This window comes from Fulvivirga sp. AWR4_260, from assembly GCF_056158185.1.
This window is the reverse complement of sequence record NZ_JBSWSU010000015.1, coordinates 2,993,362-3,013,808: the sequence shown is the minus strand read 5'-3', so window position 1 is coordinate 3,013,808 and position 20,447 is coordinate 2,993,362. Positions and strand designations below refer to the sequence as shown.

The window sequence follows — 20,447 nt, the reverse complement described above, 5'->3', positions numbered from 1 at the left end:
GTATTAATGGAAAAGTACTGGAGATTGTTTGCTGAATTCTTCTGTTATTCCAATTTTATCTTTAACCCAGGCTTCGGAATATATCGTTTCCAAATAACGTTCGCCTCTATCGCATAAAATAATGGCGCAGTTATATTTGGCAGGAATATTCGGTAACATTTTGTGGAGTGCAGCCACCACAGCGCCAGAAGATCCTCCTGCCAATATCGCTTCTCTATTAAGTAGCTGGTGGCATCCCTGTACACATTCTTTATCACTGATGTGCACCACATGGTCTACCAATGTTTCATCTAAAAGTTGAGATGGCCTTCCTGCCCCATGACCAGGGATTAATCTTTTAGAAGGTTTGTCTTTAAAAATCATACTGCCTTTGGCGTCTACTGCTATGATTTTAGTATGAGGACTGTTGGCTTTTAAAAAATTGGCGCATCCCATTAAAGTACCGCAGGTGCTAGTGGCGGCAAATATGTAATCTACTTTGCCTTCTAGTTGCTCATAAATTTCTTGCATAGTGCGAAAATGAGCGTTGGGGTTTGAAGGGTTCGCATATTGATTGGGCCAAAATGCATTGGGTGTGGTTTCTAGTAGTTGCTTTACCTTTGCTAGTCTAGCATTTAAAAAACTACCGTTTTCTTGTTCATAAACTTTTACAACTTCAGCACCATAAGCATTAAGTATTTTTACGGTTTGTATATTTATTAAAGGGTCAACAATAACCTTTAATTTAAGTCCATACCTGAGGCAACATTGGGCTAGTCCAATGGCCATATTGCCTGAGCTAGATTCTATTACAGTGGTTTCTTTATTTATTTTTCCTCTTTCTATGGCATCAGAAAGAATACTATTGGCTGTGCGGTCTTTAATGCTTCCTCCTGGGTTAAACGCTTCTAATTTTGCATAAATATTGGCTTGGTATTCTGGAAAAAGGTTGGCCAACTGAACCAGTGGCGTATTACCAATAGTAGAAAGTATATTTTGAGGTATATTTTGCATAAGGGTTATGATTTTTTAAACTTCCAACTTCGTATTTCAGGGGTTGAATTTTGTAATGCAGTTTTTAGTTCCTGATCCGAATCGAATGTCAATTGGGTAGTAGAGTAGACTTCTGATGAAACCGTAAATTCCTTTTGATCAAAACACCACGGCTTTACTATCACTTCATTATAATTGCTGGTAAGCTCTATAGTGTTTTCTTTTTGGTCTCTTAGCCTTCCAATAGTTAAGGGGCTATTGCTTAGTCTATCCTGACAAAGGATAAGTGAGCATTCATCGCACCAGCGTAAAAAATTATAGTAATAAGTGCTTTCTTCATCCGATATGTTAAATCTATGAATCAGGCTTTGCTGGATGCCTTTCTGGCGTTGGAGAAATGCATTCAGTTCATCACTTTTATTTTCAATGTCTTCATATAATGATGTGGTGTGCATAGAAACCAAAAGTTTCACCCATTGAGATTTGTAGTGAGCATTTTTAACAACTTGTTCTGCTTGGTTTATGTCACAACCTAATGCTGTAAAATCTAATGGTTTTCCGTTCTCAGTAATTCTGCTATCTGCCCCCCAGTCAGTTTGGCTATCATCATGTTCAGCAATAGCGCTTAGTGTTTCTATCCAGTGGGGTGGACGAAACTCTTCTTTTATATGGCTGGCAATTTGTGCTGCAAGCAGTGCATGGTTTCTCTGAAAAATAATTTCCCAAGTTTGATTTTTAGCGTTTACTATCATAACTCAATATTTAACATTGAATAATTTTCTTGGTTGATTTTTGAGAAACCATTACTTTTTATTTGTTCACGGATTGATTCCATAAGTTTGCTAGCCGGTTTATTTTGGGATGTATATTGATCTTTAATAGGAGTGAGGCTATATTTAATTCCTGCCTTATTAAATGGAGTTTTTATTTCAGTAATTCTACTAGTGATTAAACCTAGAATAAAAACACCAATAGAGATTGCGGCCATTGTAATTACCATGCTTTGGTTGGTAATTATCAAATTGTATAAGTTTTCAAAATTGAATTTCATCGGTTTTTCAGGTTGTCTTCAAAAACGATAATTCAAAGAGTTTGCCAATAGAAAAGGAATGATTGATGAGTTATTATTCGCTCATAATCAATGGTTTATGGTTTTTGAAATTTTGTGTGGTGCTGAAGTGGGGATTTATTTCCTCAGAAAGCGTAGAAAGTATGGTGAAATAAGAAAAATGGCAAAAGATATATCTATTTCTTATTAATTACGTAATTTAATAAAGGCCAAGTGAGTCAACTTGGTATTTTCTGGAATAAACGTAACCTACTACATGCCTAACCGATTACCCAAATTTCAAATAAGAAGGGAGAGGATAGATCATTTTTTAGAATTAGCTGGCTACATGGGAGTGGCTGTGTTAATACTTATTCCTCTTTTTTATTTTCAATATTTGCCAGATGTATTGCCTGGCAAAGTGAGATTAGCTAACAATATTTCTCCATATGTGAGTAAAAATATTGTGTGGTTTATAGTAAGCATAGAATTGTTGATTTATTTAGGATTAAAAATATTGGGCAGATATCCTTCAATTTTTAATTATCCTGTTCAAATAACTTTAAAAAATGCCTATCAGCAATATAGAATGGCTTTGAGAATGCTTAGAAGTGTAACAGTGATAATAGTTTATTTCTTCTGTTATTTTAGCTACAGCATAATTGCTAATAATTTAATTGGCAATGGCTTTAATAGCCACTCTGTAATGATCTTTATTTCTGCTTTATTAATGATAGTATTTCTATACTTAAAGAAAGCGATACAGTTACAATAGTAAAGGAGTCAATGAAGACTCCTTTATTTTTTTATAATTCAAAAATTAAAGCTTGATAAGGCTTTAGTTTAATATCCTTTTCTTCCCATTCTGCTTGGCTGTAATTATTGATAAGCACCTTTTTCGGGTTGATATTTTCTGGCAATTGCACAGCTGTTTCCTTTTCGGTAAAAGAGAGTAGAATCAACATTTGAGCATTATCTAATGATCGTGTATATGCATATACCTTTGGATTGTCGGCCAGTATAAGCGAGTAATCTCCATACACCAATACGGGATTGGCTTTTCTAAAAGCAGTCATTTTTCTGAAATAATTCAGGCAGCTGTTAGGGTCATCATTCTCTATTTTTACATTAATATTTTCATAGTTTGGGTTAACTGTTAACCACGGATCTCCTTCGCTAAAGCCTGCATTTTTAGTATTATCCCATTGCATGGGGGTACGTGCATTGTCTCTTGAGAAATGCTGTAGCCTTTTCATATAATGATCTAGGTCTTCATTGTGTGCTTCAGCATATTTGTAGCCATTAACAGCGGCAATGTCTTTATAATCTTTTATATCCTTTAAATAAATGTTGGTCATGCCTAGTTCATCTCCATTATAGCAATATGGTGTGCCTTTCATACTTAAAATAAAGGTGTTAAGCATTTTTGATGATGCTGCTCTGAATTCAGGCTTGTCATTGCCAAACTTACTGACCATACGTGGTACATCGTGGTTGGCGAGGAAAATGGATAGCCAACCTTTGTCTGCCATGGCGCTGTCCCATTGTGTGTATACTTTTTTGAAATCGAGGAGTTCGTAGCCTTCTAGGCTGTTGCCTATTTCCATGCCTTCAAAATGATAAACCATATTCAATTCTTTTCTATCAGGACTTACTAAATCTAAGGCATCTTGGTAAGTGCTACCAGCGCCTTCTGCTACAGTCATGATGTCGTATTGACTAATTACCTTTTCGTTCATCTCTTTTAGGTAATCATGTAAGTAAGGACCCATGCCGTAATATTTAATAATATCACTTTCATATCCTTCGGGCAGTTTGGGAAACGAAATGTCTTTGGATACAAATTGAAAAGCATCTAACCTAAAGCCATCGATACCTTTGTCTAACCAAAACTTCATAATATCATACACTTCTTCTCTTACCTTTGGGTTTTCCCAATTGAGGTCCGGTTGTTTTCGTGAGAAATAATGAAGGTAATAAGCATTTGTTAGAGAATCGTACATCCAAGCATCGCTATTCACATCAAAGAAGCTCCATCTAGGGTTGGGTTTGCCTTTTTCTGCATTCCACCAATGATAATAGTTGCGATAGGGATTGTCTCTGGAGCTTTGAGATTGTTTAAACCACTCATGTTCATCGCTGCTATGGTTAACCACTAAATCCATCACCAGTTTTATGCCACGTTCATGCATGCCTGCTAGTAGGGTATCAAAGTCTTGCATAGAGCCGAATTCTGACATTATATTTCTATAATCGCTAATATCGTAGCCATTATCATCATTAGGAGAGCTGTAGATAGGGTTAAGCCAAACTATATTAACACCAAGGCTTTTGATGTAGTCGAGCTCTTCTATAATTCCTTTTAAATCACCCACGCCATCTCCGTCAGTATCTTTAAAGCTGCGGGGGTATATTTGATAGACAATGCCTTCTTTCCACCAGGCTTTGTGTATGGAACTGTCGGGCTTATTCTCAGAGGCCATAGTTTTATGTTCTTTAGGCTTGGGCTTGTTGCACATGCTTAATAGCAGCGGCAACATTAATAGTAACAGTAAGTTTTTTTTCATAGGGTTTTCATTGTAGCGTAAAGTATTCTTATGCACACTCTATTAATTTAATGATTTTCTATGAAAGGAAGGGTATTATTAGTTATTCTCTGAATCTACAGAAATTCTGGAATTTAATAAGTTGATCAGCCCTAAAATAGGGCCGAAGGCTAATATGATGTATATGTATGGGCTTGCTAGCGCGTTATAAAATAGATCTGTAATTTGAATACTAACTATGGTTATAAAAAAGCCTATACAGTTCACGAGGGTTAGTGCCGACCCTCGAAGTGAATCAGGAGCGCTCTGAGCTACCAAAGTAGAAAATAAAGGGGAATCTGCAATTACCATTAATCCCCAAATGACTAAGAATGAAATGAATATGATTTCGTTTTGCAAAAAGAAGCTAATGGGAGAAAGAAGACAGCAAGCACATGAGATGGCCAAAATGTAGCTGGCAGTTCTTTTTGTACCCCAACCATCGGCTAAGAAACCGCCCAAAACACATGTAATGGCCCCCATGCCGATGATGCTGAAAGATGTAAAAGAAATGTTAATATGTGAGTTAGGGTGCATAGAGGAGTAATACCTTAGCATTACCGGCACAAAAGCCCAGAAGGTATATAATTCCCACATGTGTCCAAAGTAGCCGAATGCAGCTGATTTGAAATTGCTATTATTAAAAACTTTGATAATTTCAGAAAATGAGAGCTTTTTAAATGGCGTATGATGTGGGCCTTTAGGTACTAAGACCAGCATTAAGGAGCCTCCCAACAGCGATAGTAGGGAAGTGGTATAAATTACATAATTCCATGGGAGGGAAGCACTCATATATTTTATTAGGTGTGGTGATGCCGTACCCAGTACTAATGCCCCAACCATGAAACCTAATGATTTTCCTAAGCCTTTTTTGAAGTAGTCAGAGGCTATTTTCATACCTATAGGGTAAATGCCCGCCAAGCTAACGCCTGTTAAATACCTAAATAATAAAATAGTGAAGGCATTATTGCCTTTAATGATAATACCTAAATTAAAAATAGCACCTACAGCAGCGCAAACAAAGAAAAACCTTGAAGGAGAAAATTTATCAGCAAAGGCCAATAGCCCAAAGATTAATGTGCCCGTAATAAAACCCAGTTGAACGGCTGACACCATAAAGCCAAGGAAGCCGTTGTCCAAGTCATACGCTTTAACTAAATCGGGCATGATACTATTGCCTGCAAACCAAAGTGAAGTGCATAAAAATTGAGAAACAACTATAATGACAAGTATAATTTTATTGTCACTTTTATTCATGGGCATTGAATTAATTTAAAATGTAAGATTACCTACAATATTTCTTTTTTGTTGTCTCTTGAAGGTTTTACTCCATTTTAAGCAGAATAGAATACAAAGTATACCCATAGGAGGCAATTACCCTTTACTAATTACGTAGTCAAAAAAAACAAGAATTATAAAAAAATAGCATTACTGCGCTATAACGCAAAAATAATATGGCTGGCTTAAGATAGTGGTTTTTAAGCTTATATTAATTCATTTATTACTTTTTGATGTGTGAAGCGAGTTTTATTAGTTTTTAACATGCATTGATTAGTTAGATTTACCTTACATGATTGCACTTTAGGTAAGATTGACCATTAAATACGCTTTGAATAAATAAATGCTTTTATACTAAATATTATTCTCCCTCTTGACCAAATACTTTTTCAAGATTTTTTTTGCCAATGCCATCGGATATTACAATTACATAATCACCTGGCTTAATGATGTAACCTGAGCTAGGCTTTTTTATAATTTTCTGATCCACCACAAGTCCGATAGTAACAGCATCAAATTTTTCTTTCATCTCCCAGAAAAGGTCTATGTATTTATAAGTGACAAAGGGGTTAGATTCTTGAATAAGGTATTGCTGTATATCAAAGTCAGTATCAATGGCGCTGCTAGAAATAAGGTCTTCGGTATATGAGGCCACCTGTGGCTCAAAAATATAACTAGCAACTAAACGCGATGCTACTTCTGACTGCGCTACTACATGACGTATGCCAGCATTAATGAAGGTGTCTTTTAATGAGGCATTTTTACAAGTAACCACCACATCTGTTTCAGGATATGATTTTTTAAGGTTTAGTACAAATACCAGTGTTTCAGTGTCATTATCAAAGTTTACAAATACGCCTTTGGATGTATCGATGTTCACCTTTTTATAAGCATCTAGGTTGTTAAAATCAGCAAACATGCAGAAGCAGTTATCTTGAGGGAACACATCTTTTATTAAATCTAAGTCATTTTTAGAATCAACTACAAAAGCTACTTTATGACCTGTATTAAATATTTGCTGAGCTACTGACCTTCCGAATTCACTCCAACCTATAATGATGTAATGATTTTCAAAGTCGGTTCCCCAGAATCCATATTTTTTCTTTTCCATATACTGATTAAATTTTGTGGTGATTTCACCTATAATATATCCGAGCACACCAATACTGCCGATAATAATAACTAATCCTATTACTTTTCCTGCAGGCGTAACAGGGTAGAAATCACCATAGCCTACCGTGGTTAACGTTACAATAGCATACCAAAAAGCATCGCTGATGCTTTTAATATTAGCATCTGGTGACTGACTTTCTATGTATCCTACCAATGATATAATTAAAACATAGGCCAAAAAAGCCAATGCTATTACTTTCCATTTTTTCATGCTATAGATGGTGCTTTTGGGTCTTTGTTATTGGGCGAGCTTACGCTGATGTCTCTGGTGTCCCATTGTATTGCAAAGTTCAGTGTTTCTATATCGTTTTTAAATTGATTGGTTTTTAATGCATTACAACCGCTAAGTTCTACATAGCTCCAACCGTCTTGAGGAAAGGTATGAATAGCTAAATGTGATTCTGCTAGTAACCAAATGGCCGTATAGCCCTGAACGGGGAAGAAATGCTCTGAAAAATTGAGAATACTGAATTCGTTTTTTTTCAACACTTGCTCAAAGGTTTTTTGCAAAGTTTCAGGATCAATATTGTTAACCCAAAATCTAAGGTTGAAAATTTGAGCCTTTAAAGCTTTATGTTGTAAAGGTTTGTTCATGATTATATCAATATAAATCCCAATTTCCTTTTAAGTAATATTTATAAAGCACAGGATCGTGAATTCTATTTACCTCTACGGTGTCCTTATTCCAAATATAAGTGTCTTTGCCGAATGAAGTAATCAAATTCATAGCTTCATGGTTAATCCACCGTGTAGGAGTGTTTTCAAAGCTGAGTTTTTTTAAAGTCTGCTTTAAGTTAGGGTATGGCGATTGCTTCTGACCAAGACTCCAGCCCCATTCTCCCATAGTAATTACCTGGTTATGTAAAGGTACAGTGTTGAAGCCTGCTTCTTTCATGGTTTTCTCTATGCACAAAAAGGCTCTGGTAGCAAAGTAAGGGCTGCCGGCTTGCGTGATAATAACCCCTTGAGGTCTTAACCTTTTGTAGCAGCTTTCATAAAACTCATAACTGTATAATCTGCCTAATTCTACTGTTCGTGGATCAGGCAAGTCAATGATAATAACATCAAAGTAGTCTTCATTTTTCTGAATGAATTGGAAACCATCAGTATTAATGATTTCTACTTTTGAGTCATTTAAAGAGTTTTTATTTAAGTCTGTTAACACTGGGAAGGTCTGTCCCAGCGATGTCATGTTAGGATCTAAATCTACAAGTGTAACATGTTTAACAGATGGGTATTTTAATATTTCTCTCACAGCACAACCATCGCCACCACCCATTACTAAAATGTTAGTAGGGTGTGGGTTTAAGGTCATTGCTGGGTGTACCAGTGGTTCATGGTACATGATTTCGTCTTTAGTGCATAGTTGCTGATTACCGTTTAAGTAAAGCCAATAATCATTTTTCCATTGTGTAATGACTATTCTCTGATAAGGGGTTTGTTTGGTGTAAACAACTTTGTCTTTATACTTGGCTTGTTCTCCGTACAATATTATAGGCTTAGTAACAAAAAGACCCGCTATCAATAATACGAAGATAAATGACCCTGTCGGTAACAGTACTTTCCTTTCTTGCGCTTCAAGAAATTTCCATAGTACTAAAACTAAGATCATGGCTACAGAAAGGTTAACTAAGCCTAAAACAAATGGAGTATACATTAGCCCAAGCATGGGTAGGCCAATGAAGGCGAAGAAAACACCACCTAAAAGGCTTCCGTAATAATCATTTTCAAGAATATTAGAGATGTTGTATCTCAATTCTTCAAATTCATTGTTGATTCTAATAACCAAAGGCACTTCCATGCCTATAAGCATTCCAATAGCTATAGATAATATATAAATGAGTAACTCGTAATTAGAGCTATATGCCGCTAAAGTATATACAAGAAGTGGCGCAAATGATACCAGTAGTGACAGAATGAATTCTACTAGTAAAAACTTTTTTAAAAGTTGTGTATGAAACGCTTTACTAATTCTACTACCAACCCCCATGGAAAACAACATAAGGGAGATGATCATGATCCACTGGAAAATACTATCACCCAAAAAGTAGGTAGCAAGTGTAGAAAGAATGTATTCGGCCACTACACCAGAAAAACCAGTAGCAAAAATGGCGGCTTTCAACAAAGTTGAACGGTTCTTAAACATATAAGCTTTTAAAAATCTCTGTAAAAAATGCTAAGGAGTGCACAAAATAAGGTAAGAGAAGGGAAAAATAAAAACTCCTGATTTTATGAATCAGGAGTTTTGAGTTAATATTATAAACACCAGGTTATCAATACTGAACCGCCAATGTAGGCAAAGGCTTCAATAATGGCCGCTCCAATGTTGGGCTTTTTCTGGTTGATGATTTCATCTGTCAGGTTTTCTCCTGGCAATAAAATTTTATCAGTTAAATATCGCATAACGGGTAATAAAATTATACCCACTAATACTTCCAGTCCTGCTTCAGATAGGGTAGAGGTCCAATCTTCAAAGTCTCCTGCAATACCAAATCTTATTAAATTAGCCATGGCTATAATAGCTCCTGCAAAACCAATACCTACTGCTACGTTATCTTTTTCAATATGCTCATGGATATCATAAGGCGTAATGAGGTTATAGATAAAACCTGTAATGATAAGAGCTACTTGCCCCACTGCCCAAAAAACAATGGCAGAGATGATGCCCGCTATCATGGTGTCATGTCCTTCTCCTGTTACGGCTCCAAAAATTATTAATCCTGAGCCAATAGATACAGCTCCTTCAACTACACCAGTACCTGCGTTTTGATCTGTTATGATTTCTTTTATTACAGAAAACTTCGATAATAGTATTTTATCAGTGATATAAACAGATAAGTTGAGCAGTATAATAGCTAATGCACCGTAAATAGAAATATCAATGATGTCTTGAACTAATCCATTTGATGGACCAACAATGGCGCTGCCGATAGCGAGCAGAAGTCCAATGAAATAGCCTACGTGGGCTAAGCTAAATGCCAGGTTATCTTTTTTTACAAGCTCTTCTTTGATGTTAATAGAGCCATGCAGAAGTTGATAAGCTATTTTCCCTAAAAAGAAAAAAACGAAAGCTAATGCCATATACACAACGGCATCGTATACAATAAATGAAAATTCAGAAAGTGTCATGTTCAGTTATAGTTTCAATTTATGGGAAAATTATTTACCAAAGCCACCGCTTCTTGATCTGAAAGAAGAGCCACTTGAAGACCTTGAAGAACTTCTTGAAGTTCTGCCATAGCTGCTAGAAGAAGAATAACTTCTAGAACTAGAAGATGATGAAGATCTGCTTACGCTATTTCTTACTTTACTTTTAAAGCTAGAAGGTTTGCTTCCCCAAGTAGAAGAGCGTCCGGTATTGGTACTGGTATATGTTTTGGTACCATAAATTGTAGAGCCAGATGGGCCGTAATAAGACTTTCCTCTACCGTAGTATGATTGTCTGTAATCATTCCAATAACTTCTTCTGGCAGGGTAAGTCATCAGGTTGAAAATGGAAGACATGAAAGCGTATTTTCCATAAAACTCCCAGAAAGAATTACCATTTCTTTGAGTCCAGTGACCGTATTTAGGGTTTCCTATGTAGTTATTATAACCAGCAGGCACTGCTTGTTTACTTACTTTACCATCTTTTTTAGAAGCTACCTCCATGCCCATGTCGTTGATGTGGGCCTTGAATAGTTTTTCTTCTACCTCAAACCATTCCGTTTCATTAACTTCTACTGTATCTGGTTTCTCTAGCAGTACACGGTATTTGTGTTTATAAGTGTTAGAACCAAAGGTTGGCTCTTCAGCATCCATATCGTACAATATGATGGAGAAATTAGGCTCATCACTATATTTCTTTATAAGATCGTCAATTGGCGATTTTTGCCAGTTGGTGGTCTGAGAGGTGGTGTTAGTTCTTCTTAGAGCTGTAGAGCTACGTCTGCTACTACAGGTTTTAACAACTATGAATCCGATTACTATTGCAATGATAACCTTTGCAAGTCCGTTCTTCATGATACTTTTTTTGGTTTTGGCTTTTGTGTTTTGGTTAGGTAGTCACTGGTGGTTTTCAGCGGGCAGTATATTAGAGATTTCAAACTCTTTAATATATTTACCTGCAGCGGCTTCAAATTCTTTTTCTCCCCACTGTTCTACTGATATCAGGTATTCGCCTTTATCATCTTCAAAGTCCCAGCTAATAAACTCTTCCCAGGCGTCATCACCTTTGCTGATGTCATGAAAATACCCTGGAGACTCCTGCTCCAAGAAGTATTTTCTTCCTTCGTAAGTGAATTCGCTAGGAGGCTTTTGGTTGTTCATTAACTCTTGAGTCATAGAATCTCCAAGTGTCCTAACTTTTATTTTTTTGCAAACAGACAGGCTTACTTCATCATCTTCTTCTAGGCTGAGAAATAATGTATCTACACCATTATCTATTTTATATTCTCGGGTGAAGTAATTATCTCCCCAGTCATACTCATATAATGCTTTAACTTCCCATGTAGATAGGTCATAATCAAATACAAAACCAACATCAAGGTCATGTACCCTGATGTTGGTGCTGTCATAATGGGGAGTTTCTTCTTCTTTTTTAAAGAATTTATCAAATAAGCCCATAATGTCGTTTTTTTATAAATACTTATTTTTTAAGTCTTGCTTTTAGTTCTTCTAATGAGTTAGAAGCTTTTACCTGGTTGGCGTTTAAAGCAGAATCTATTTCATCATCAAGACTCTTATTTTCCATAGAGATTTCACCGTAAGCTTCGGCCATAGCTTCTTGCTGAGCCACTTTTTCTTTCATTTTCTCTAGCATGCTTACAGTTCCTGAGCTGTCAATACCAGACATCTGCTTATTAATTTTGGCAGTAGCTTGGCTCACCCTTGATCTTGCTTTTAAAGTTCTTAACTCATTTTCATAACGAGTGATAGTAGACTTTAATTTTTTGATGTTAGCATCGAGCTGACCTATGTTAGTGTCAAATCTATTAACTTCTTCTTGTGCTCTTGTAGCAGATTCTTCAGCTTCGGCTTTTCTTGTTAAAGCTTCGGTAGCCAGTCTGTCTGCTTCTTCAGGAGCTATTTCGCCTTTTTCAGCTTTTTGAATCAATAAGATCGCTTTTTGCTCATAAGATTTAGCTGTAGATTGGTGGTCGTTTAAATCACGTTTACTACGTATGGCCATAGCTTTTACCTCAGCTAATGCCTGCAAGCTCTTATCCAAATCTTTTTTAAGATCTCTAATGCCTTGCTCGGTCATTTTTATAGGATCTTCTAGTTTATCGATGGCCGCGTTAGTTTCTGCTTTACCTATTGTAAAAAGTCTATTAAATATTCCCATAATGGTGATGATATTAAGCTTTAAAAATTAAATTTCTGAAAATTCTAAAATCTCGTTAGCGTATTCGCTTAAAAGTAATTCTAATGAATTTAGCGTGGCTTCTAACTCGTTTAAGTCTAGATTTTCTAATTGTAATGTATCTCTAAATAATACCTTAGTACCCGGTTCGTCCAATACAAATGCTCCGTGGATAATTTGTCTATTTTGGATCAAAAGTTTTTCAAAAAGCTCAGCGCTTTTATTTTTAACTTCAAATATGAGACCTTCAATTATTAAAATAGAGTCTTCGCAGTCTAAGATTAAGTTAGTAATGCCTGAATCATCTTTTTCTACAACTAAAAGTTCTTCTTGGGCATCTTCTTGGAGTATGTTAAACTCAAGGTCTAGTAAATAAGATTTTACTTTTTCAAAATGTTCGCTCATCTGTTGGTATTTTTTATATTACAAGAATCTGTGCAAATGATCTTTCGATAAAGATTTACACGGTATTTTTATCATTAATTAAAGATACGATTTTGTAATAACAACGTTACATAACAATAGTAATGATAATATTTTGAAAACGCACGTTTTTTGAGAAAATTGATAAGTGATTGATAATTAATAAGGAATATTGTTATCTCTAGTTATCAAATTCTTCGTTATTGCTCCTTCTGTTCCATTTTACTGATGAAATTTTCACCTACAGAATAGCCTGGTTTATTATGGATAATAATATCTGAAAGCCATTGTGAAAATCTTATATCATTTTCTTTTACCTCATAAAAAAGTTTATATCTGGTTATAGTGTGGGGTGTGGTTGCCTTGCTTTTATTAATGCCATAGTCGGTTATATAAAAATGGTAATTAGGTACTTCTTCTCTAATTTCTTTGGTTGTGTTGAGCATTTCGTTTGACCATTTTGTAATGTAGCTATTACTGTTTTTGGGTAGGTCATTCATTTCTGAATTAAACCATGTAAGCATTTCATCATACAGGGTGTTGGTGTGTAAAAAAGTAACTTTGTTGCCCAATGCTTTATAATCGTTGAGAAAGGCTGCCTTTATTGGGTTTTCTGTAATGTCATAGCCAAAGTTACGGCTCCAGTTACTTTTCCAAACTTGCTCAGCTATTTTGGGCCACTGATCAGATTTAAGAAATGCGCCATCAGAAAGCTCATAAATTTTGCTATTGGGGTAAAGGTTGGCAATGTGCGGAGTCCAAAATGCTGCACCGAAAGCACCAGCACTTTCGCCACAAATGAATAGTTTATCAGGCTGAGGGAAGTTATTCAAAGTCCAGTCTAGTGCTCTTTTCGTATTTTGCTGGCCGTTAAACTGCAAGGTTTTTTGTTTTTCCCCTTTTGTAAATGTTGTAAGCGTATTACCTGCGTGCATATCGCCAGTGGCATAAGTTATGTACACCACATTCCAGTCTCTAAAAGGGTTGGCCTCGTTTTTTTTGTCAAGTATACCATGCATCATAGACATGATGTAGGCAGGGATATTATCAGTATAATATCCGAATTTGTGTCCTTTGAGCATGGCTTTTATCCCCATGGGGTTGAATGCACTTTGTGCATCCCAAGCGGCTCCACCTCCAGAAAAATATATGATCAGGTTATTGGAACTGGCTTTTTGTGACAGAATGAAATAGTCATCACCCTTACATGTAGAAGTAGTGCTGTCTAGTAGTACTTTATTCCACGAGTAACTATCTGCTTGCTGTATTGATTTTACTTTAGGAAGCCGGTGAATTTTACATGCCCATAGTAATAGACACAAAGCGGGGATCAATAGAAGTTTCATTCTATTAAAATACCTAAAAATCTATTTGAAAAAATTGATTTTTGGCCTTTTTTGAGCTGTTTTTTATATCTAAAAGGTGTTCAGTGACTTAAACTTTGCTATCCGTAACAATAAAATAAAAAGTATTGTAAATGCATTTTGTAATAAGTAAGGATATTTGCACTTCAGCACCATTGTTCAGCTCAAAAAAACATTGAGAATCGTCAGATTTATTCCTTCTCCAAATTACCCATTTAACCGTTCGTATAACGATTAAAACGATTTAGCTTTATTAAGATGTTAAATCCATATATTATGTTACCTTTGGAATCGTTATAGATTTTGTCTTAAGTTATCTAAAGGTTTATTTTATGAATAAAAATGCAAGGTCATTAGCGGTTTTAACCTTACTGTTTTTCATGTGGGGTTTTATAACCTGCCTTAATGATATACTCATCCCTTATTTAAAAGAGGTATTTCAGTTATCTACTTTTCAGTCTACTTTGGTACAGACTGCCTTTTTCCTGGCTTACTTTTTTGGTTCTTTAGGTTATTTCATTTCATCGATGATCTGGGGAGACCCTATCAATAAAATAGGATATAAGAAAGCCATAATAGCCGGGCTCATTGTATCGGCCGCTGGTTGTTTAATGTTTGTGCCGGCATCTTATGCTAAGGTATATGCACTGTTTTTAGGGGCATTATTTTTATTGGGCTTAGGACTTACCATTTTGCAGATTGCTTGTAACCCTATAGTTACGCTATTAGGTAAACCTGAAACTGCTTCGGGAAGATTAAACCTCACTCAGGCTTTTAATTCATTTGGTACAACAATAGCGCCTGCTTTAGGCGGATATTTGATATTTGAATTTTTTGCCGAAAATGGAACTCTAGAAGCTGATAACGTAAGGGTGCCTTACATGATTTTAAGTGGACTATTCTTAGTGGTGGTAGGTATTATTGCTATTAGTAAAATACCTTCATTTAGTAATGATGAAGATGACCTTAAAAAAGGAAATCCTTTTGAAGTATTAAAGTTTGGACAACTGAAGTGGGGTATACCTGCTATTTTCTGTTACGTAGGTGGAGAAGTGGCTATTGGTAGTTTACTCATTACTTACATGGGGCAGGCTGATGTATTGGGGCTTGACCACTTAGAGGCTAGTAAGTACTTATCTTTTTATTGGGGAGGCGCCATGATTGGTAGGTTTATGGGAGCTGTCAACATCAGTGAAAAATCAAAAGGAGAGAAAGCACTGTATTCGTTGTTGTTAATGGCTGCTTCAGTAGCATTAATTATATATTTATCAGGGTTACAGATTAGTGAAATGTGGCCTTACTTCATTTTCTTAGGTGTAAACTTTGTTTTATTTATGGTTATTGGCAAAAATGCACGTTTGATGTTATCCGTTTTTGCTATAGTTAATATTGCTTTCTTAGCTACGGCAATATTTAAAGTGCCAGGTATGATGGTTTGGCCGATCTTATCGATAGGTTTATTTAACTCTATTATGTGGTCAAATATATTCTCTATGGCCATTAAAGATCTAAATACTTATACTAGTCAGGGTTCATCTTTATTAGTGATGGCTATTTTGGGTGGTGCTATTGTGCCAGCTTTACAAGGTTTGCTTGCAGATTACATTTCATTAGAATATTCATTTATTTTACCGGTACTTTGCTTCTTGTATCTGTTCTATTACGGAGCTAGGTACAATAAGATTAAAACTGAAGCTGTAGAATCTAAATAAACATTTGCAAATGACATCTCAATTATATCCCTTAAAGTTTAAAACCATCTATAAAGATAAGATCTGGGGTGGGAGTAAAATAAAAGATTTTTTAGGTAAGGATTTTTCTCCGCTACCAAATTGTGGCGAAACTTGGGAGCTAAGTGGCGTAGAAGGTAACGTTTCTTTTGTTGCTAATGGAGAATTAGAAGGTGAGCCTTTAACTACCCTAATAGCTCAATACAAAGAACAGTTGCTAGGGGAGAAGGTCTATAAGACTTATGGTGGCAAATTTCCATTACTTATTAAGTTTATAGATGCCAACGATGATTTATCTATACAGGTGCACCCTGATGATGAGTTAGCACAGAAGAGGCACAATTCGTTTGGTAAAACTGAAATGTGGTACATCATTCAGGCAGATAAAGATGCTACTTTAATCACAGGCTTTAATCAAGAAGTGAATAAAGAGAAGTATTTAGAGTATTTTGAAAATGGTAAGCTTACGGAAATCCTTAATAAGGAGAAAGTAGATAAAGATGATGTGTTCTTTATTCCTGCAGGCCGTGTTCATACTATAGGCAAAGGAATTATGCTCGCTGAAATTCAGCAAAGCTCTGATGTTACTTATCGTATTTATGACTTTGATCGTACTGATGATAAAGGCAATAAAAGAGAGCTTCATGTTGAAGAGGCTGTGGATGCAATTGATTATAAATACTACGATGAATATAAATCTAACAAACCTCTAGAAGTGAATAAAGCTACAGCTATTGTAGAATGTCCATTTTTTGAGACCAATAGGTTGATATTTGATAAGCCTACTACACGTGATTATGCTCACTTAGATTCTTTCGTTATTTATGTTTGCTTAGAAGGTTCTAGCAAAATAAAAGGCGAGGGCTTTGAGATAGATTGTACAATGGGGGAGGTAGTTTTGATACCGGCTGTGTTGAGTTCAGTAGAAATTATACCTGCAGGCGAGAGTAAAATATTAGAAACATATATTCCTTAAATAACTTCAGTTATTTAAAATGAAAAAGGGCATTCAACAGAATGCCCTTTTTTTGTATTATTAGTATCAATTAGACAGCTACAGCCGCTAATTCATTTACTTTTTTTGCTATTGCTTCTTGTAGTTCTTTGGATGCAGGAAGTAATGGTAATCTTACATAATGCTCACAAACACCTAATGCTGCTAGTGCTTGTTTTACACCTACAGGATTACTTTCACTGTACATTAATGGGTTAATATCTAATAGTTTAAAGGCTTCTTCAGATGCTTTTTGGTAGTTGCCAGCAAAGGCAGCATCTTTCATGTTTTTGAAGATATTACCAAAAGCATTTGCCATTACTGATATCACCCCTTTGGCTCCTATAGAATACAGCGGCACAGTAAGCATGTCATCACCAGAAATAAGCATAAAGTCTTCTGGTTTATGTTTACTTATAGCCAGTGCTTGTTCCATGTTGCCAGAGGCATCTTTAACACCTATTATATTTTCATGTTCTGCTAACTTTAATATAGTTTCAGCAGACATGTTAGAGGCTGTTCTTCCAGGCACATTATAAAGTATAACAGGTACTGGGCTATTATCAGCAATGTGAATATAGTGCTGAATAATACCTTGCTGCGATGGCTTGTTGTAGTACGGGCTAACAGATAGAATAGCATCTACACTATCTAAATTAGTCTCTTTAGTAATTTTTACCGTAGCGGCAGTATCATTAACTCCAATACCGTACACAATAGGCAAGTTATGCTTATTGTTATCTTTAGTGTGCTGAAGAATTTTGTTTTTATCATCTAAAGAAATGGTAGACCCCTCACCAGTAGTGCCGAGTACTACATAATAATCCACTCCCTGTTTTGCTGTGTAATCTAATAAGTTAGAGTATGCAGCAAAATCAATGTTGTTTTCTTTGTCAAAAGGGGTAACTAAGGCGACCCCCGTACCATGCAATTTAGACATATTTATCAATTCAAAATTCTTGTATATTTATACATTTGATCGGTAAGAGGTTCAATGTTATCATTGCTTTCTACGCTTATTAGTAAGTCGCAGAACTCATTGTTCTCTTCACTGAATTTACCTACTCTACACTTCGCTTTACTCATCGCCAAAATATTTTGCATTATTGGAGTGGGCTCAGTATCAAGGTAAAAAAGGAAATCGAACTGCTTATTCACAAACTTCAAAACCTGATCGGCCGTAAAGTTACCCCAAAAAGTGATATCATCAGCAGTGAAAAAATCAAAAAGGAACTCAAAGTTTTCTGCACCTTTAGGACGAAAAGCTAAAACTTGAACTTTTTTGCTATCTCTTTCTAATTTTTTTACAAACTCCTTTACATGCACATGTTTCGATTTATCCGAGATACTAAAAATAACACCTATATTTTCGGCTTGTTGATAATCCGTGCTGTGTCGTAATACGTTATCGTGTTTTAACAGATTACGTGTTTTATGTAAGAGTAATTTTTTGTTGATCATAGTTACTCGCTTATCATGGCCTCAAAATCATGCTCAGAAATAATATTCACGCCTAATTTCTCTGCCTTTTCTTTTTTTGCAGGTCCCATTTTGTCTCCTGCTATTAAGTAATTGAGCTTGCCAGAGATTGAAGATACAACTTTGCCACCGTGTTGTTGAATTAATTCTTTTAATTCGTCTCTTCCATATTTCTCAAACATTCCTGAAATAACGAAAGTTTGTCCCGTAAGATTATCTGAAAGATTATTACTTTCATTTTCGACAACTTCCATTTGTAAACCTGCGGCTTTTAATCTTTCTATTTCAGCTTTATTTTCTTCTTGGCTGAAATGGTTAACCAGACTGCTCGCTATTCTTTCGCCTATTTCAGGCACTGCAATGAGCTCCTCTTGGCTTGCATTTATTATGTTATCAATATTTTTGAAATGGTTGGCTAGCTTTTCGGCTACCGTTTTGCCCACATACCTTATGCCTAAGCCAAACAATACATTGGCAAATTCTATTTCTTTTGATGCCTCAATTCCTTTCAGGGCGTTTTTAGTACTTAAATCTTTAAAGCCTTCTAATTGGAATATATCATCGTAGGTCAACTTATATAAGTCTGCGGGGCTTTTTATTAATTCTTTTTCATATAGCAGGTTGATGGTTCGTTCACCCAGGCTGTCAATGTTCATGGCTTTGCGCTGAATGAAATGCTCTATTCTGCCCTTTATCTGCGGAGGACAGTTTTTTGAGTTAGGGCAGTAATGTACCGCTTCGCCTTCATATCTTATTAATTCTGTGTTGCACTCTGGGCAGTGAGTGATATAATCTACCGGTTGTAGCTCAGGTGTACGAGCGGTTAAATCTACACCTGTTACTTTAGGTATAATTTCACCTCCTTTTTCAACAAAAACCATGTCGCCTACGCGTAGGTCAAGGCGTGCAATTTCATTAGCATTATGTAATGAAGCTCTTTTTACCGTAGTGCCCGCTAGCTGCACAGGATCTAATTCTGCAACAGGGGTGATGGCTCCAGTTCTTCCTACCTGATAGGTAATTTGATTAAGTCTGGTAGCCGCATTCTCTGCTTTATATTTATATGCAATGGCCCAGCGCGGACTTTTGGCTGTAAAGCCTAGTTCTTGCTGCTGTGCTATGCTATTTACTTTTATTACAATACCATCTGTTTCCAGTGGCAAGTCATGTCGTTTGGTTTCCCACTCACTTATATAGGCAAGCACATCTTGAATATTTTTACACTTTTTATATGTAGGAGAGACATTGAACTGCAAACGCTCAAGCATTTTAATGGCTTCTTCGTGCGTATCTACATTTAAGTTCTCTCCATTTACAGCGTATAAATAACAGTCTAGTTTACGCTTGGCTACTGCCGCTGAATCTTGCATTTTTAAACTTCCTGAAGTGGTGTTTCGGGCATTAGCATATTCCTCTTCACCTATCTGCTTTCGTTGTTCGTTTATAGCACTAAAAACCTTTTTAGGCATAAATGCTTCGCCTCTAGCTTCAAATTCTGCAGGAAAATCTCCTTTTAAACGTAATGGAAGGCTTTTTATAGTTTTTACGTTGAAGGTGATATCATCACCTCTAACTCCATCACCTCGTGTAACACCGCGGGTTAGTATGCCGTTTTCGTAAGTTACGCTTAATGCTACTCCATCAAATTTTAACTCACATATATATTCATACGCATCAGTACCTAATCCTTTTTCTATTCTTTTGTCAAAGTCTTCTAAGTCTTCTTTTGAATATGTATTGCCCAAAGACAGCATGGGCGTTTTATGATATACCGTATCAAACGCTTTAGTTACTGTTCCGCCTACGCGGTGCGAGGGTGAGTCAGGGTAGTTAAACTCTGGGAATTGTTTTTCTAAATCTATTAATGTGTTAAGAAGCTGATCAAACTCATAATCAGATATTTCTGATGTGTCATTTTGATAATATTGCTCATTATAATGATTGATTTTTTCTGTGAGCTCTGCTATCTTTTTTTGTGCTTCTTCTTTTGTCATTATTAGTTAATCAGTGATCTGTAAAAGTACTTAAAGTATATAAAAAAAAGAAAGATGAACCCG

At 35.9% G+C, this 20,447-nt stretch carries 21 protein-coding genes; 4 read left to right on the top strand and 17 right to left on the bottom strand.

Annotation, left to right across the window (positions count from 1 at the left end; translation table 11 throughout):
• Window positions 1–3: 3 nt before the first annotated feature.
• From sbnA to ACXACQ_RS19020, 3 genes are read right to left on the bottom strand one after another with little or no spacing between them, the layout of a single operon-like run.
• On the bottom strand, window positions 4–993 hold the full coding sequence (sbnA, locus tag ACXACQ_RS19030; protein ID WP_474977574.1) for a 2,3-diaminopropionate biosynthesis protein SbnA: 990 nt from the start codon (window positions 991–993) through the stop codon (window positions 4–6).
• 5 nt (window positions 994–998) lie between these two features.
• Entirely contained in the window at window positions 999–1,724 is a 726-nt protein-coding gene (locus ACXACQ_RS19025; protein WP_474977573.1) for a DUF3891 family protein, read from the bottom strand.
• The gene (locus tag ACXACQ_RS19020; RefSeq protein WP_474977572.1) at window positions 1,721–1,960 is read right to left on the bottom strand and encodes a hypothetical protein; all 240 of its coding nucleotides are present in this window, start codon (window positions 1,958–1,960) and stop codon (window positions 1,721–1,723) included. Before ACXACQ_RS19020 ends, ACXACQ_RS19025 begins: the two co-directional genes overlap by 4 nt.
• Window positions 1,961–2,081: 121 nt before the next feature.
• Here ACXACQ_RS19020 and ACXACQ_RS19015 point away from each other — a divergent pair, with 121 nt between their 5' ends.
• Together ACXACQ_RS19015 and ACXACQ_RS19010 are read left to right on the top strand one after the other, a co-directional pair.
• Window positions 2,082–2,231: a hypothetical protein gene (locus ACXACQ_RS19015; RefSeq protein WP_474977571.1), complete on the top strand. Its 150-nt coding sequence runs from the start codon at window positions 2,082–2,084 to the stop codon at window positions 2,229–2,231.
• A 66-nt stretch (window positions 2,232–2,297) separates the two neighbouring features.
• Window positions 2,298–2,795, top strand: a complete 498-nt coding sequence (locus ACXACQ_RS19010) for a hypothetical protein (RefSeq protein ID WP_474977570.1) — start codon at window positions 2,298–2,300, stop codon at window positions 2,793–2,795.
• Between the two features lie 31 nt (window positions 2,796–2,826).
• Here the strand turns inward: ACXACQ_RS19010 and ACXACQ_RS19005 are convergent, their stop codons facing one another.
• The 11 genes from ACXACQ_RS19005 to ACXACQ_RS18955 form a co-directional block, all read right to left on the bottom strand.
• Window positions 2,827–4,623, bottom strand: coding sequence for a glycoside hydrolase family 13 protein (locus ACXACQ_RS19005; protein ID WP_474977569.1), 1,797 nt, complete (start codon window positions 4,621–4,623; stop codon window positions 2,827–2,829).
• A gap of 42 nt (window positions 4,624–4,665) precedes the next feature.
• Window positions 4,666–5,862: an MFS transporter gene (locus ACXACQ_RS19000; RefSeq protein ID WP_474977568.1), complete on the bottom strand. Its 1,197-nt coding sequence runs from the start codon at window positions 5,860–5,862 to the stop codon at window positions 4,666–4,668.
• A gap of 382 nt (window positions 5,863–6,244) precedes the next feature.
• A complete protein-coding gene (locus ACXACQ_RS18995) occupies window positions 6,245–7,267 on the bottom strand; it encodes a potassium channel family protein (RefSeq protein WP_474977567.1) in 1,023 nt (340 codons plus the stop codon).
• The gene (locus tag ACXACQ_RS18990; protein ID WP_474977566.1) at window positions 7,264–7,650 is read right to left on the bottom strand and encodes an S-adenosylmethionine decarboxylase family protein; all 387 of its coding nucleotides are present in this window, start codon (window positions 7,648–7,650) and stop codon (window positions 7,264–7,266) included. The genes ACXACQ_RS18995 and ACXACQ_RS18990 overlap by 4 nt, the downstream gene beginning before the upstream one ends.
• 7 nt (window positions 7,651–7,657) lie before the next feature.
• A complete protein-coding gene (locus ACXACQ_RS18985; protein WP_474977565.1) occupies window positions 7,658–9,202 on the bottom strand; it encodes a polyamine aminopropyltransferase in 1,545 nt (514 codons plus the stop codon).
• A 110-nt stretch (window positions 9,203–9,312) separates the two neighbouring features.
• Window positions 9,313–10,185, bottom strand: coding sequence for a DUF350 domain-containing protein (locus ACXACQ_RS18980; protein ID WP_474977564.1), 873 nt, complete (start codon window positions 10,183–10,185; stop codon window positions 9,313–9,315).
• Window positions 10,186–10,215: 30 nt separating this feature from the next.
• Window positions 10,216–11,058 (bottom strand): hypothetical protein, encoded by an 843-nt coding sequence (locus tag ACXACQ_RS18975; protein ID WP_474977563.1) that lies wholly within the window; start codon window positions 11,056–11,058, stop codon window positions 10,216–10,218.
• A 42-nt stretch (window positions 11,059–11,100) separates the two neighbouring features.
• Window positions 11,101–11,661 (bottom strand): DUF4178 domain-containing protein, encoded by a 561-nt coding sequence (locus tag ACXACQ_RS18970; protein ID WP_474977562.1) that lies wholly within the window; start codon window positions 11,659–11,661, stop codon window positions 11,101–11,103.
• 22 nt (window positions 11,662–11,683) lie between these two features.
• Window positions 11,684–12,382, bottom strand: a complete 699-nt coding sequence (locus ACXACQ_RS18965) for a PspA/IM30 family protein (RefSeq protein ID WP_474977561.1) — start codon at window positions 12,380–12,382, stop codon at window positions 11,684–11,686.
• 27 nt (window positions 12,383–12,409) lie between these two features.
• The gene (locus tag ACXACQ_RS18960; RefSeq protein ID WP_474977560.1) at window positions 12,410–12,805 is read right to left on the bottom strand and encodes a YbjN domain-containing protein; all 396 of its coding nucleotides are present in this window, start codon (window positions 12,803–12,805) and stop codon (window positions 12,410–12,412) included.
• A 218-nt stretch (window positions 12,806–13,023) separates the two neighbouring features.
• Entirely contained in the window at window positions 13,024–14,169 is a 1,146-nt protein-coding gene (locus ACXACQ_RS18955) for a pectin acetylesterase-family hydrolase (protein WP_474977559.1), read from the bottom strand.
• 350 nt (window positions 14,170–14,519) lie between these two features.
• Here ACXACQ_RS18955 and ACXACQ_RS18950 point away from each other — a divergent pair, with 350 nt between their 5' ends.
• On the top strand, window positions 14,520–15,899 hold the full coding sequence (locus tag ACXACQ_RS18950) for a sugar MFS transporter (protein ID WP_474977558.1): 1,380 nt from the start codon (window positions 14,520–14,522) through the stop codon (window positions 15,897–15,899).
• Between the two features lie 10 nt (window positions 15,900–15,909).
• The gene (locus tag ACXACQ_RS18945) at window positions 15,910–16,893 is read left to right on the top strand and encodes a type I phosphomannose isomerase catalytic subunit (RefSeq protein WP_474977557.1); all 984 of its coding nucleotides are present in this window, start codon (window positions 15,910–15,912) and stop codon (window positions 16,891–16,893) included.
• A 70-nt stretch (window positions 16,894–16,963) separates the two neighbouring features.
• On the opposite strand, the gene dapA is transcribed toward ACXACQ_RS18945, so the two are convergent.
• Genes dapA through ligA form a run of 3 tightly spaced genes read right to left on the bottom strand, consistent with a single transcriptional unit; the run spans window position 16,964 to window position 20,384 of the window.
• Window positions 16,964–17,851: a 4-hydroxy-tetrahydrodipicolinate synthase gene (dapA, locus tag ACXACQ_RS18940; RefSeq protein WP_474977556.1), complete on the bottom strand. Its 888-nt coding sequence runs from the start codon at window positions 17,849–17,851 to the stop codon at window positions 16,964–16,966.
• Between the two features lie 5 nt (window positions 17,852–17,856).
• Complete coding sequence (locus ACXACQ_RS18935; protein WP_474977555.1) at window positions 17,857–18,372, bottom strand: DUF6913 domain-containing protein; 516 nt, start codon at window positions 18,370–18,372, stop codon at window positions 17,857–17,859.
• Between the two features lie 2 nt (window positions 18,373–18,374).
• Window positions 18,375–20,384 (bottom strand): NAD-dependent DNA ligase LigA, encoded by a 2,010-nt coding sequence (gene ligA / locus ACXACQ_RS18930; protein WP_474977554.1) that lies wholly within the window; start codon window positions 20,382–20,384, stop codon window positions 18,375–18,377.
• Window positions 20,385–20,447: the final 63 nt, after the last annotated feature.